11 protein-coding genes are annotated in these 14,308 nt (G+C 66.9%); 2 read left to right on the top strand and 9 right to left on the bottom strand.

Features of this window, described 5'->3' with window-relative positions:
- Nucleotides 1–155: 155 nt before the first annotated feature.
- From bpln_RS07180 to bpln_RS07155, 6 genes are all read right to left on the bottom strand, one after another.
- Entirely contained in the window at nt 156–1,637 is a 1,482-nt protein-coding gene (locus bpln_RS07180) for a catalase (protein ID WP_171907344.1), read from the bottom strand.
- Between the two features lie 543 nt (nt 1,638–2,180).
- Nucleotides 2,181–3,404 (bottom strand): heme-binding protein, encoded by a 1,224-nt coding sequence (locus bpln_RS07175; RefSeq protein ID WP_055138443.1) that lies wholly within the window; start codon nt 3,402–3,404, stop codon nt 2,181–2,183.
- 568 nt (nt 3,405–3,972) lie between these two features.
- Nucleotides 3,973–5,166: a hypothetical protein gene (locus bpln_RS35170; RefSeq protein ID WP_148653955.1), complete on the bottom strand. Its 1,194-nt coding sequence runs from the start codon at nt 5,164–5,166 to the stop codon at nt 3,973–3,975.
- 953 nt (nt 5,167–6,119) lie between these two features.
- Complete coding sequence (locus tag bpln_RS07165; protein ID WP_055138442.1) at nt 6,120–6,716, bottom strand: anthranilate synthase component II; 597 nt, start codon at nt 6,714–6,716, stop codon at nt 6,120–6,122.
- Between the two features lie 60 nt (nt 6,717–6,776).
- Nucleotides 6,777–8,057, bottom strand: a complete 1,281-nt coding sequence (locus bpln_RS07160) for an aminotransferase-like domain-containing protein (RefSeq protein ID WP_055138441.1) — start codon at nt 8,055–8,057, stop codon at nt 6,777–6,779.
- 63 nt (nt 8,058–8,120) lie between these two features.
- Nucleotides 8,121–8,693 carry a VOC family protein gene (locus bpln_RS07155; RefSeq protein WP_042624592.1) on the bottom strand — a complete coding sequence of 191 codons (573 nt, stop codon included), beginning with the start codon at nt 8,691–8,693 and terminating at the stop codon, nt 8,121–8,123.
- A 431-nt stretch (nt 8,694–9,124) separates the two neighbouring features.
- Between bpln_RS07155 and bpln_RS07150 the strand changes: the two genes are divergently transcribed.
- Complete coding sequence (locus tag bpln_RS07150; protein ID WP_055138440.1) at nt 9,125–10,279, top strand: alpha-hydroxy-acid oxidizing protein; 1,155 nt, start codon at nt 9,125–9,127, stop codon at nt 10,277–10,279.
- 61 nt (nt 10,280–10,340) lie between these two features.
- Here the strand turns inward: bpln_RS07150 and bpln_RS07145 are convergent, their stop codons facing one another.
- The 3 genes from bpln_RS07145 to bpln_RS07135 all read right to left on the bottom strand — a co-directional run bounded on the left by bpln_RS07145 (nt 10,341) and on the right by bpln_RS07135 (nt 12,901).
- Nucleotides 10,341–11,111 carry a response regulator transcription factor gene (locus tag bpln_RS07145; RefSeq protein ID WP_055138439.1) on the bottom strand — a complete coding sequence of 257 codons (771 nt, stop codon included), beginning with the start codon at nt 11,109–11,111 and terminating at the stop codon, nt 10,341–10,343.
- Nucleotides 11,112–11,197: 86 nt separating this feature from the next.
- Nucleotides 11,198–11,509, bottom strand: a complete 312-nt coding sequence (locus bpln_RS07140; RefSeq protein ID WP_055138438.1) for a DUF4148 domain-containing protein — start codon at nt 11,507–11,509, stop codon at nt 11,198–11,200.
- Between the two features lie 501 nt (nt 11,510–12,010).
- Nucleotides 12,011–12,901 (bottom strand): LysR family transcriptional regulator, encoded by an 891-nt coding sequence (locus tag bpln_RS07135; RefSeq protein ID WP_055138437.1) that lies wholly within the window; start codon nt 12,899–12,901, stop codon nt 12,011–12,013.
- Between the two features lie 233 nt (nt 12,902–13,134).
- On the opposite strand from bpln_RS07135, the gene bpln_RS07130 reads away from it, so the two are divergent.
- Nucleotides 13,135–14,274 (top strand): TDT family transporter, encoded by a 1,140-nt coding sequence (locus bpln_RS07130; RefSeq protein ID WP_055138436.1) that lies wholly within the window; start codon nt 13,135–13,137, stop codon nt 14,272–14,274.
- Nucleotides 14,275–14,308 lie beyond the last annotated feature (34 nt).

The raw sequence follows: 14,308 nt of genomic DNA, 5'->3' as shown, positions 1-14,308 counted from the left end.
TAACGCTCCATCGAGAAACGAAAGAATCGATCCAGGGCAGCAAAGCGCGAGCACTCCAACCGCAACACGCCCGCTGCCCGCAACGAGCCGTCAAGCAGGCCGCCGCCAGGCACCCTTCGCACCGAGCACCCCAGCGGCCCGCATCAAGCTCACGCTCACATATCGCCGAGCGTCGCGGCCTTCGCCTGCACCCGCGAAAGATCCGCATGCGTGGCCGCCGCCAGCCGCTTGCCGTAATCCGCATCGGCCTTGTAGAAGTACGACAGCATCGTGATCTTGTTGTCGTCGTTCGTCACATGGTTCAGGTCCGCCGACAGCGCCGTCACGAGATCCGCCTTGTCCTGCTTCGACAGCGTCCGGTAGTACTCCCCGGCCTGGCGGAAATTCAGCGTCTTGTGGATCGCCTCCTGCTGCGTCGTGCCATGCAGCGGCGTGCGCACGTACTTGTACTTCGGGTCCTGCGGGATCTCGCCGAGCGTGGACGGCTCGTAGTTCACCTCGCCCTTGCGGTCGCCGGCGTTCATCAGGCCGTCCTGGTTGTTGTTGACCACCGGCACGCGCGGCCGGTTGATCGGCAGCGAGTTGAAGTTCGGCCCGAGGCGGTACATCTGCGTGTCGGCATACGAGAACATCCGGCCCTGCAGCATGCGGTCCTCCGACGGCTCGATGCCGGGCACCATCCGCGACGGCGCGAACGCCGATTCCTCGGTGCTCTCGAAGTAGTTGTCAGGAATCCGGTTCAGCGTCATGGTGCCGATCTTGCGCTCGGGCACGTCGCTCCACACCTTGGTATCGTCGAGCGCGTCGTAGTCGAACCTGTCGAGATCCTCGGGCTTCAGCACCTGGATGTAGAGATCCCACTTCGGATCGTCGCCGGCCTTCAGCGCGCCATACAGGTCGTTCGACATCAGGTTCCAGTCGCGGCCGATCGAGGCGGGGATGTCCTGCGGGCGAATGCCGTGCATGCCCTGCTCGCTCTTCCAGTGGAACTTCACGTAATGCACCTCGCCCTGCGCGTTCACCAGCTTGAACGCGTGAACGCCGAAGCCGTCCATGTTGCGGTACGAGTTCGGCATGCCGGCGTCGGAATACAGGCGCGTGAGCATGTGGGTGGCTTCGGGCGCGTGCGCGAAGAAGTCGAACGCGAGGTTGGCGTCCTGCACGCCGGTCACGGCGCTCGGCTTGTTGGCGTGAACGAAGTCGGGGAACTTGATCGCGTCGCGGATGAAGAACACCGGCAGGTTGATGCCCACCAGGTCCCAGTTGCCCTCGCTCGTATAGAACTTGGTGGCGAAGCCGCGCGGGTCGCGTGCCTGCTCGGGCGAGCCGCGGTAGCCCATCACGGTCGAGAAGCGCACGAACACCGGCGTGTGCGTGCCCGGCGTGAACACCTTCGCGACCGACAGGTCGGAGATGTCCGCGTCGGCCACGAACTCGCCGAAGGCGCCCGTGCCGCGCGCGTGGACCACGCGCTCGGGAATCCGCTCGCGGTCGAAGCGCTGCAGCTTCTCCACCAGGTGCGAATCCTGCAATAGCGTCGGGCCGCTCGGGCCGGCCGTCTGCGAGTTCTGGTTGTCGCCAACCGGCGAGCCGTTGTCGCGCGTCATGTTGCCGGCCGCGAACGCCATCGACGACATCATCAGGCTGATCGCGGCCGGAATGGCCCAGCGCGACAGGTTTCTTTGCGTATTCATACCGTCTCCGTGAGGAAGTGACACCACTGTGATTGTTGGTTATCGGGACGGATGAATCGTATTGACGCGAGACGTCGAAAGCCAATTGGCATTCACGATGAATCGAATAGCCATTCTCAATCATATGCCGGATTCGCATGCCGATACGGCGCTTCGCATCGCCATGAAAGCCAATACCTGCAAGGCTTTTCACCACATCCAGCAGTGTCCGGATCGATCAGCAATCCGACATTTACACCACTTTCCTGGTGGCACTTTCAGAAATGTGCTATGGCCTTTTTGAAATCAAGATGTATTGCGATGCGTCAATTTTCAACGCCGGAATATATGCCGATTATTCGGCAAACGAAATGAGAAGGCCGTAGTATCGCGCGCGAACCGAGGCCGCCACCTCATGGCCCGGGGTGGTTCACGGCGTTCGAGGCCCGCAAGAAAACGGGCCGCCGGATCGGCGGCCCGTCGGTAGGCTGCGCTACCGCGCGGGGCTCACGCCCAGGCCGACGCCGGCACCGTTTGCAGATCCTCCGGCACGAGCGTGGCGACCGAGACGTGCGGCCAGCTCAGGCCCGCGAAGTCGAGCAGCACCGTCTGCGCATACTGGATCTGGGTGGACGTCACGGCCAGGGTGACGGACTCGGTCAGCTCGCGCGGCGGCGTGACTTGGAACACGGGCACCGGCAGGCCGGGCAGCGTCGGCGCGGGCGACAGCTTCAGCGCCGGTTGGCCCGGCTGGTACGGCGGCACCACGATCTGGTGCTGCACGGTCTCGATCCAGAACGTCGAGGCCATCAGCACGCTGTTGGCGTTCGGCTGCGCGCGACTCGCGTCACCTTCCAGGAACGCGATGTTGTCGATGCCGCCGCCGAATTCCGGCGGTTGCGGCGCGGTGGTCACGGTGAACGTCACGGTATCGAGCACGGTCTGGCTGGCGAGCACTGCGCGCAACACCTGGGTGGGATCATCGAGGACGGCCTGCGTGATGGTGCCGGCCTCGATGAAGCGCGTCAGGTCCTGCGGGATGCGCGGCGTCTGCGCGTCGCTCGCGGTCTGGCTCGCGAAGTGGATCCGTTCGCCCGGGTTGCCGATGACGAACGGCGTGATGCCCACCGGCGAGATGTCGGGCGGCCCGCTCGTGGCGGCCGCGGGTTCGAGTCCCTGCGCGTTGATGGTGGTGCCGTGCGGGATCGAGGCCATCCGCGCCAGCGACGCGCCGAGCACCGGTTGCGTCTCGGTGGCGGGCACGCGCATCCACAGCCCGGGCTCGAAGTGGATGCCCACCGGCGCGCCGTCGCCGCGCCCGGTATCGGTATTGGTCACGTCGTTGACGGCCTGCGCGTAAGGCACGCCGTTCAGGAAAATATCGGCCTGCGCGCGCAGCCCGCGATTGGGCACGCTGCCCAGCGCCTTGGTGAACGACAGCGTCTCCTGCGTCAGGTTCAGTTCGAGCACGTTGTCGTCGGGAATACCCGGCGGGATCGGGTTGGGAAACGCGGTGCCGCTGTCGGGCACCGAACTCCGCGGGCGGAAGATCGTGTTGAAGCCGGGGCCGCTGAAGGTGCCGGTGAAGCGTGACAGCGCGAGGCCGAGCGGCGGCTCGGGTTCCGCGCCGAGCAGCGCCGCGCCTTCCGGCAGCACCTGGCCGAACTGGAAATCCTGCGGCAGCGATATCAGGGTATCGTCTGCTTTGGGTTGGGTCGGTTGATCGGTCATGATAATAGGCCCCTTAGCGATATAGGCATGTCAGCGTGGGAAAAACATGGCGATCGCGATCCGGCCGGATCTCCGGTTCAAGGAATGCGGGATGGCGTGAAATCGAAAGACTGGCCCCGGCAACGCCTTGAAAAGAGTCGGTCTGGTCGCGTCTCTGGCTTTTTGTTTCTTTTCAGCGAAACCATGCCGATGCGCGCGACCGGAAACCTTGCCGCACTGCCTCCATCACGCCCGGCACGCGTGAATGTAAGGTTCTAAATTCAGGCGGGCAATGAATGGTAAACCCCAGTCATAGCGATTTTCGTGTCGCCCGGTTATTTTGATTGGCGGCTTTTATTTTTACTGCTGTCGGGATTTCCGGTTTGCAGCCACGCAAGAGAGATGGCCAACCGATATCGTGGAGTTCCGGATTCCGGCCGGCTGGCGTATCCGCCCCGCTGATCAACTGCTTTGACGGGCCGGTGGTAGTTGGTCGATCACCGGGCGGCGGGGCGCCGGGCTTGGAAAAACCATGCTGGATAATTGACCCTGGTTACGTTCGCAGTCCGCCACCGCTCATCGCAATGGATCAGGTTTTTGTCACCACCGTGAAGGTCAGCACATCACTGTAGTTACCAGGCTTCAGCTGAGGCATCACGAACGTCTTGAAGGTCGGTGAAAAACACGTGGGGTTCGTTGCATTCAACCGGATTCCCGCTTTTGCCGAATTCGGCAACAACACCGTACTTGAGCCACTGTTCAACGCCAGACTATACGGTACGACTTGCGTCGGGTCATCCAGATTTCTCAACTGATACTGCCCGCCGACCACGCCATTCTGACTATCGGCGTCGATGACGAGGTCGAAGCCCACAAGCTTCGGATCGGTATACCCGAAGCACAGCTGGTCGCTCATCGCCGCAAATCTTTTCTCTCCATGTTGCGGTGGCAGTTCACCCAAATTCCAGTCCGGAACGTTCGCGACCAACGTAAGCGAAGGCCCCGGAGGTTTTGGCGGATGATCCGGCGGGACCACCGGACATCCCCCGCCTTGCACGCCTGGATATAAATACGCCGCCCCCATCTGCTCATACATTCCCCAATACCCTTTCATGACGCCGCCAATAAACATGTCGGCGGCGAGAACACTGACCGCTTGCCTGGCGCTTCCGGAGAACGTCGCAGTCATGTGCAAAGTGGACGCTGCTGCATTTTTCCATGGCCCGTCTACCCCCCAGATCATCACATGGTCCATGGTGGGAATGCCGTATTGATTTCTCCGCTTCACCACGGCCTCTACTCCATCCGCCTGCACACTCACTGGAAACGAAGGGGAGCCGAGCGGATGTGGCATCCCGTCACTATCATATGCCCACAGCATAATCGCGCGGTCCATGAATTCGGGCAAACCTTTTTTATAAAAAATATCGACAGAAACAGTAATGGAATTATCTCCATTCTCTTGCCAAGTGCAACTTCCATAGTCGTAAATCAACGGATATGCAGTGAAATCTCCTTGACTCATGGCCGATTCACAAAAAAACAGGAAAATCAAAATAAAAATCCGGCCCACCACAACCACACCGGATTTCTCGGCACGACAAAAGAGAGTTCTCCACAAATCACGCATCGAGAATCGGAATTTCAGCCGAAATAACAAGCTGGCAACTGGATGTATCAATATCGCGCTCCGCTTGAGGAACCTGGCTTTGATCGCGCGTTGATTTTCGATATGCGGGAGCCGCTGGTTTGGTGGGGCAATACGCATGACAGGCAGCATCACCGTGAGCCGCGGTGGAAGGTGGCCGGCGTGTAGACAGCTCGGTCGACCAGGGGGACGATGCAGGTAACGAACGAGGAATGCGCAGCGACTGGAGCGGGGCAGACGGGACAATTCGCCTGCCTTGCCGGACGAAACGACTGACGCAACAGAATCGAGAGAAACGTAAGGCCTCCGCGCTTTTCGTGCTGATGCCGGCGTCTCGTGCCGGCGTCTCGTGCCGGCGTCTCGTGCCGGCGTCTCGTGCCGGCGTCTCGTGCCGGCGTCTCGTGCCGGCGTCTCGTGCCGGCGTCTCGTGCCGGCGTCTCGTGCCGGCGTCTCGTGCCGGCGTCTCGTGCCGGCGTCTCGTGCCGGCGTCTCGTGCCGGCGTCTCGTGCCGGCGTTAGCTTTCAGTTAGAAACTTTGCCACCCGGACGACCACATGTATTGATTACCCTCATGGTTTCGAGTATCTCTGCCATCTCTTTTAAAATTTCCGTCCGCGACTCTTCCATCTGAAACAAGTCGGCGTTTCAGCGCCGAGGTGAGCCCTCGAAGCTCCGACACAAGGGGATTCGCCGGGCGATATGGCTGTCGTGGCCGATAACCCGCACGCGGGTCTGGCGTCGCCGGCACGACGCATCCACGAATCTCGGACGCATGGCGATGGCGGTCGAAGCGAATACGGAGCTTGCCGAATCCGCCACGAACCGGCGTTCGTGTATCCGGTATCCCGGCGACGCCGTTCGGCGCGGACCCGCTCATCGACCGTGCGCCGCGTCACCTTGGGGGAAAAGCATGCACCCGGAATCGGCGGTTCCCGCGCCCCATCATTTGCGACGGTTTTTTCGCCTTGCCATGCCGCAACGCCATAAAGCGCACAGCCTCACGTGCCGACGCAGGCGGAATGGACAGCAAGGCGGGGGGCAAGCGAACAACCGGCGGCACCGTTGCGGCGCCGCTCGCCGCGTGGCCCCTCAGGCCGCGCGCTGCCGCTTGTGCTCGAGCGCGATGTCGCGGAAGTTGCGGAACAGGTCGATGCCGGCCTCGGTGCTGATCGATTCCGGATGGAACTGCACGCCGTGCAGCGGCCGCGTGCGATGGCGGATGCCGTGGATCACGCCGTCGTCGCCCCACGCGCAGAGTTCGAACGGCTCGCGCACCTGCCGGACCACCAGCGAGTGATAGCGCACCACGGCGAGATCGGCCGGCAGCCCCCGGAACACGCCGCGCCCGTCGTGATGAATCACGTTGACGCGGCCGTGCATCGGCTCGGGCGCGAGCCCCACCTCCATGCCGTGCAGGTGGCCGAGGCACTGGTGGCCGAGGCACACGCCGAGCAGCGGCAGTTCGGTATCGCGGATCACGTCGGCGCTGATGCCGACGTCGCTCGCCACGGCCGGCGTGCCGGGGCCGGGCGAGATCACGATGCAGTCGTAGCGGGAGAAGTCGATGGCGTCGAGCGCGGTCGTGTTCTTCACGACGGTGGGCTCCACGCCGCACACCTGCCCCATCTGCTGGAAGATGTTGTACGTGAACGAATCGAAGTTATCGATGATCAGGGCTTGGCACATCGTGGCGCGAACCTGTGAACGGGGGGAGAAACGCGGCCGGCGGCCGGCCGCGTGCATGGATCAGGCGGCCGCGCCGCGCTTCGCGTCGACGTAGCCCGCGAAGCGCCGCACGCCGTCCTCGATCGCCTCGGGGCCGGCATTGCTGAAGGCGAGCCGCACCTCGTCGCGGCGCGTGCCGTCGAGCGAGAAGAACGTCATCGGCATCACGATCACGCCGTGGTCGCGCGCGCATTCCACGGTCTCGCGCTGGCCGAATTCGAACGGCAGCGTGACGCCGAGGAAGAAGCCGCCGTCGGGCCGGTTCCAGCGCACCGCGCCGCGCCCGCCGTCGAACGCGCGCTCGAGCGCGCCCACCAGCGTGTCGCGGTTGCCGCGATAGAACGCGCGCGGCGCCTCGACCAACCGTGCAAGGCTGCCGGCCTCGCGCAGCAGCACGCCGCCGACCAGCGCCTGCGTGACCTGGCTGGTGTTGACGGTCACGAAGCTCTTGCGCTCGGACAGCTCGGCGCGCAGCCGCCCGGCGGCCGCCTCGCTGCCGAACAGGCGGCGCGGCAGCACCGCCGCGCCCACGCGCACGGCCGGGCACAGCGTCTTCGAATAGGTGGCCAGATAGATCACGCAGCCGGCCGGGTCGAGCGAGAACATCGGCGCGGTGGGCGTGCCGTCGTAGCGGAACATGCCGTAGGGGTTGTCCTCGAGCGCGACGATGCGGTGCTCCAGGCAGCCGGCGATGATCGAGCGGCGCTCGGCCTCGTCGAGCACGGTGCCGGTGGGATTGTCGAACTCGGGCGTGAGATAGAAGCCGCGCGCGGTCTTGCCTTCGCGGCGCAGGCCGGCGGCCACGCGCGCGAGCGCCTGCTCCCAGCTCTCGCCGTCCTCGCATTCGATCGGCAGGATCTCGATGCCGGCGAAATCGGCCACGCCGGTGATGCCGATGTAGGTGGGGTTGCGCGCCAGCATCACGTCGCCGGGCGCGCGGCAGAGCGCCGGCACCAGCAGCGCGAGCGCCTCCTGGCAGCCGGCCGTCACGACCACCTGCGCGGCCTCGCAGGCCACGCCCTCGTCGCGGCCGAGCTGCTCGGCCATCAGCGCGTTGATGATGCCGGCCGTGCGGCCATACTGCGCCAGCAGGCGTCCGGCCTGCGTCACGCTCTGGCCGGCGGCCCGCGCCGCGTGGGCCTGATAGTCGGGCACCGCGGCCAGCCACCCTTCGAGCGAGAAGAACTGCTCGGCGGGGCGACCCGAGGCGAACGAGATCGCCCGCGGGTAGTCGTTGGCCGCCTCGTTCAGGAAGTTCATCACGGAAAGCCGCGATGCCGCGGCCGTTGCTTGCGTCGTCAAGGCGCCCTCTTCTCGTTGCATGTCATGTCGCGCGGCCGGCCTGGCCGCCGCGCCGGCGGTGCTTCAGTAGGCGTCCGATTTTTCCAGTTGATCGAACAGCGACTGGATGTTGTCGTCGACGAAACCGTGCTCGCCGTTGCGCTTGATGATCTCGAAGCTGAGGCCGGTGTTGCGGTCGCGCGAGGTGAACGATTGCGTGAGGCCCGGCCCCTCGATCACCGAGGTGTCGAAGCCCATGCCGCGCCGGCGCAGCTCGTCCACGGTCTGCGCGACGTCGTCCACTTCGAGCGCGATGTGCGCGACGCCGGGGCCAAACTCGCTGACGAGGCGCGAGACCTGCGATTCGGGCTCGGTGCCCTGGCACAGCACGAATTTCAGGCCGCCGCCCGATTCGAGTTCGGCCGAGCGCATGCCCGTTTTCCTGCCCTGGATATGGCGCCGCGCCATCAGCCGGAAGCCGAGCACGTGGGTGAACAGTTGCACCGCGGCCTCCAGATCGACCACCGCCAGCGCGATGTGGTCGATCGCGCGGTAGTCCAGGCCCGGCGCAACCGGCGTCGTTTCGCCGTGGGCCGTCTCGCCCTGCGCCGCCTGCGTGGATGAAGCCGATTGCGCCGCGGGTTGCGACCTTTGCATGACTTGCCCTCTCTCTACGTTCTGCTCGTGCACCACGCGCCGGGCTTTCCGGCAACAGTGCGCTCGATCGTTGCCGGTACGATAGCACCGGCCCTCCCCGGGAAACTATTGGGTGATTTTTCTTGATGAAGCTGGCCGCGTCGTTTCAGCGGCCGCGTTTCATTGGCCAATTTCGTGCCGCCGCGACGGCCATTCTGTTAGCGCCTCGCCCGACGACGCGCCGATGGTTGCACCGACTCGCATCGCGTGCGCCCCGCGATGCGACGCGGCGCCTGTACACGCGAACTAATCATCTACAAAATTCGCCACTGTTTCGCATTGGCGTGCATCGGCGCGTGCGGGTACGTATACACTCGTGCGCTCCTGGCGGCCCGGGTCCGATCCGCTGCCGCGCGTCACCCGAGCCCGATCGTCCCACCGGTATCCACGCCATGCCTCCTCCGATCAACGTCGACGATTTCCGTACGCTGGCGCGCCGCCGGCTGCCGCGCCGCGTGTTCGACTATCTGGACGGCGGCGCCGAGGACGAGAGCGGGCTGCGCCGCAATCGCGCCGCGTTCGAGCGACTCGCGTTCGTGCCGCGGCGGCTCGCCGATGTCAGCACGCGCGAGCTCGCCACCACGCTGCTCGGCACGCGCATCGCGGCGCCGTTCGTGATCGCGCCCACCGGGCTCAACGGCCTGATCCACCCCGACGGCGACCTCGCGCTGGCCCGCGCCGCGCAGCGCGCCGGCATTCCGTTCGCGCTGTCCACGGCCTCGAACGTCTCGCTCGAACGGCTCGCGGGCGAAGCGGGCGGCGAGCTGTGGTTCCAGCTCTACGTGATGCATCGCGAACTGGCCGACAGCCTCGTGCAGCGCGCCGCGCGCGCCGGCTATCGCACGCTGGTGATAACGGTGGACGTGCCGCTCAACGGCAAGCGCGAGCGCGACCTGCGCAACGGCTTCGCGCTGCCGCTGCGCTACACGCCGGGCGTGCTGCTCGACGGGCTCCTGCATCCGCGCTGGTCGTGCGCGCTGTTGCGCGGCGGCGGCGTGCCGACGCTCGCCAACGTGGGCGCCGACGACAACGCGAGCATCGAGGTGAAGACGGCGCTGCTGCGCCGCCAGATGGACGCGAGCTTCAACTGGAACGACCTGCGCAGGCTGCGCGAGCGCTGGCCGCACCGGCTGCTCGTGAAGGGCATCCTCGACGCCGGGGACGCGCTGGCCTGCCTCGAGGTGGGCGCCGACGGCGTGATCCTCTCGAACCACGGCGCGCGCCAGCTCGACGACGCGGTTGCCCCGCTCGACATGCTGGCCGCCGCGCGCCATGCCTGCGGGGCGCACGGCACGCTGCTGGTGGATAGCGGCATCCGCCGCGGCTCCGACGTGGTGAAGGCGCTCGCGCTCGGCGCGAACGCGGTGATGCTCGGGCGCGCGACGCTCTACGGGCTCGCCGCGGCCGGCGAGGCGGGCGTGACGCGCGTGCTCGAGATCCTGCGCGACGAGGTCGATCGCACGCTGGCGATGCTTGGCTGCCGCAACGTGGCCGAGCTGTCGGCCTCGCACCTGGTGCCGGCCGCGCCGGCCGGCGACGGTATCTGAGAACGCTCGGCGCGCGCCGGGTTTCTTCACGCCACCCGCATCGCGGCCAACCTTGTCGCGCTCATCGCGCGGCTACGCCCTGTATCGCCTGTTCAGTATGCAGGCGCGGCGCCTCGTCTTCGCGTGGATCCGGCGCCGCCTCGCCCGAGAAGTAATAGCCGGCGCGGCGCACGGTGCGAATGAAGCGCCTGCCCGCCGGGTCGTGAATCTTCTTGCGCAACTGCTTGACGTGGACTTCGATCAGGTTCGTGCCGGGATCGAAGTGATGCTGCCAGACCGCCTCGAGGATCATCCGCCGCGTGACGACGCGATCAGGATTGAGCATCAGGAATTCGAGCAGGCGGAACTCGGTCGGGCGCAGCATCACGAGCGTCGCGTCGACGCATGCGATGCGGCGAATCCGGTCCAGCATGATGCCCGGCGCCCGCAGTTGCGCGGCGGCCTCGGGCGTGCTCGCGGCCGGCGGCCGGTCGCGACGGCGCAGCAGCGCATGAACGCGCGCGCCCAGTTCGTCGAAGTCGAGCGGGAACGGCTGATAGTCGTCGGCGCCGGCCTTCAGCATGCGCACGCAGCGCTCGATGCTGCCGTCCGGATCGAGCGCGAGGATCGGCAGCGCCACGCCGGTCGCGCGCATCGCCGCGACGAGCGTCGGGCCGTCGATGTCGGCGATGTCATGGGTCACGGTCACGAGCGCGTAGTCGCCGCCCGTCACGTGATGGAGCGCCTCGCGCGCCGTGGCCGCATGCTCGACCGTCAGGGCCTCGCGCGCCAGCGAGGCGGCGATCCGGCGCGCGAGCGGTGCGTCGGGTTCGATCGTGAGGATGCGGGTCATGAGCGGCCTCGCGCGCGGTTCGGGTGGCGGTGTCGGATCCGCGGGCCGGGGCGGCCCGGGGACGGGTTCGACGCGAGCCTCATCGCTCAGCTGCCGAAGTACACGTTGCAGTAGCTGGCCGGACCGACGCAGTCGGCCGCGGGCATCGAGGCCGAACGCTCGCCGTGCGCGGCCGCCGCGCGCTGTGCCTGGTCGGCCGAGACCTTCGCCTCGGCGGCCTGCAGCGCGGCCGGGTAATCGGTGCTCTCGCCGCCGGACGGCACGTAGCCGGCCTGCTCCAGCGCGACGAGTTCGGCGTAGACCTGCGCGCGCGTGACGGGCGCGCTCGATTGCGCGAACGACAGTGCCGGAACCGACAGGGCGCAGAGTGCGATGGCGAGGGTGGTCAGCTTCTTCATGATGGTGCTCCTGGTAGGGGTGGCGCGGGCGGCCGGTAAGTCGTCCGCTCGCGGTGCTGCCCGGTCTTCCGACCGTGATGAAAATCGATTCGACATCCTGATCAATCGCGTGATTTCTCTCCGCTCGACAGGCCGGGAGGCTTCGCCGATCAGGCTGTCAAAAGTGCTAACAAGATCTCGCGGCGAATATTCCGGATCGCATCGAAAACTTTTCGTGGCGCATGCCGCGAGTCGCCTGGCGGCATGGTTGCGAGCCGAGTCATGCGCTGCGGTGATGGATCGACGCGAGGGTTTCGCGACGCGCGCGGCACGAACGGCCGCGCGCGTCCTTCATCGGATCGCGGGCCACGCGGTTTTGGTTACATCGATTGGAAAACGGCGGACGGCGCACGGCGCACGCGGCGGGAGGGCAAACGCAGGAAAGAGAAGCGAAAACGATGATCGACGGCCCGGCGCGGCACGCGCCGCCGGGCCTGCGCCGGCAGGTCTACGCCGGCGGGTCTACGATGCAGGCGCCCCGGCCAGCGCCACCAGATCCACCAGTGCCTGCGCGCTCGGCGACAGCGAGCGGCCCTTCGGCCAGACCAGGTGCAGCGCGCGCGTGATGCGCAGGCCCGCGACCTCGACGGCCACCAGCTCGCCGCGCGCGATCTCGTCACGCACGCTCAGCATCGACAGGTAGGCGAGCGCCGGCTGCGCCACCAGCATCCGCTTGATCGCCTCGGTATCGCTGATCGACATGCGCGGCTCGATGCGCAGCCCGTGTCGCGCGTAGGCGTCCTCGACGATCGCGCGCGTGCCCGAGCCCGGCTCGCGCAGGATCACGGCGCGCGCGGCCAGCTCGGCCGGGTCGAGCCGCCGGCCCGCGAGCGGATGGCGCGCGGAGGCGATCACGGCGATGTCGTCGGCGCCGATCGGCCGCGCGTTCAGCAGCGCGGCGTCGAACGGCCCCTCGACGAAGCCGAGCGCGAGATGCATGTCGCGCAGGCCGGCCTCGACGCGCTCGGTGTTGGCGACGGTCAGGTCCACCGCCACGCGCGGATGCCGCGCGCTGAAGCGCGCGATCAGCTCCGGCAGCAGATAGACGCCGAGCGTGCCGCTCGCGCCGAGCCGCAGGTGCCCGGCCGCGAGGCCGGCCAGTTCGGCCAGCTCGGCCTCGGCCGCGTCGGCGAGCGCGAAGATCCGCGCGGCATGGTCGAACAGCAGGCGCCCCGCCTCGGTCAGCGCGACGCCGCGCGGCAGCCGGTCGAACAGCACGAGGCCGAGCCGCGCCTCCAGCTCGCGGATCTCGCGCGTGACGGCCGGCTGGCTCACGCGCAGCCGCGCGGCGCCGGCGCTCACGCTGCCGGCGCGAGCGACTTCGTGGAAAGCCAACAGGTGCGTGAAATTCATCGGGCCGGTCCGATCGTGACGGTTCGGGGCGGCGTGCCCCGAGCAGGCGAACACGGTTTCGCGCCGCTTATTCCCGCCACGCGAGGGCGGTGTGAGGAAAGCCGTGAAAAGCCGGCGTGGGCGCCGGTTCGCGAAGCATACCAATAAAGCATGCCTGCAATCTCAATTATGTATTTTTCCTATCGCACGGCGCTTCGTAGACTGCCTTCATCCCGAACCAGACGGAGACCGTCATGACCTCCCCCACCCTCGCCCGCTCCCGCCGTCGCCGCCGGCCGGCCTGGCTCGAAAACGTCCGCCAGTTCACGCCGAACTGGTTCGCGGTCACGATGGGCACCGGCGTCGTCTGCCTGGTGCTCAACGCGCTGCCCGGTGCGTCACCGCTCAAGACGCTGCTGGCCGGCTGGCTCTGGCGCCTCGACATCGTGCTCTACGCGCTGTTCGCGGCGATGTTCGTCGGCCGCCTCGTGCTGTTCGGCGACACGGTGCGGCCGCTGCTGCACCACCCGCTGCAGTCGATGTTCCTCGGCGCGATCCCGATGGGACTCGCGCCGATCGTCAACGGCATCGTGCTGTTCGCCGGCGCGCACGACGGCAACGCGGCGACGTCGGTCGCGCTCGCGCTGTGGGCGTTCGATGCGCTGCTGTCGATCATGGTCGCGATCGGCGTGCCGTATCTGGCATTCACGGTGCAGGAACACAGTGTCGAGCGCCTGACCGCCGCGCTGCTGCTGCCGATCGTGGCGCCCGAGGTGGCCGCGGCCAGCGCCGCGCTGCTCGCCCCGCATCTGCCGGCGGCCAGCGCACAGGTGGTGGTCGGTGTCGGCTATCTGCTGTGGGCGATCTCGGTGCCGCTCGCGTTCTCGATCCTGACGATCGTGCTGTTCCGGCTGGTGATCCACAAGCTGCCGCATCGCGAACTCGGCGTGACGAGCTGGCTCACGCTCGGCCCGATCGGCACCGGCGCGCTCGGCCTGATCACGCTCGGCGAGGCCGCCGCGCGCGCGTTCGCCGGCACCGCGCTGCAGCCGGCCGCGCTGCTCGCCCGCGATTTCGGCGTGTTCGGCGCGCTGCTGCTGTGGGGCGCGGGCCTCTGGTGGCTCGCCTGCGCGGCGCTGTTCATGTGGCGCTATCGCCGCGAGGGGCTGCCGTTCAATCTCGGCTGGTGGGGCTTCACGTTTCCGATCGGCGTCTACACGCTGGCCACGTTCAACCTCGCGCGCGTGACGGGGTTCGGCACGTTCACCGAGGCCGGCGTCGTGTTCGCGAGCCTGCTCGGCATGCTCTGGCTGCTGGTGCTGGGCCGCACGCTGCACGGCTTCACGGTCGGGCGCATGTTCCAGGCGCCGTGCCTCGCCACGCGGCACGGTTGAACGTAACGCGGCCGGCGTGCGCAGATGGCATCGC

It is taken from the genome of Burkholderia plantarii, assembly GCF_001411805.1.
Lineage (GTDB): Bacteria > Pseudomonadota > Gammaproteobacteria > Burkholderiales > Burkholderiaceae > Burkholderia > Burkholderia plantarii.
Note: the sequence above shows the minus strand (reverse complement) of the source record. Positions and strands in the feature narration are given on the sequence as shown.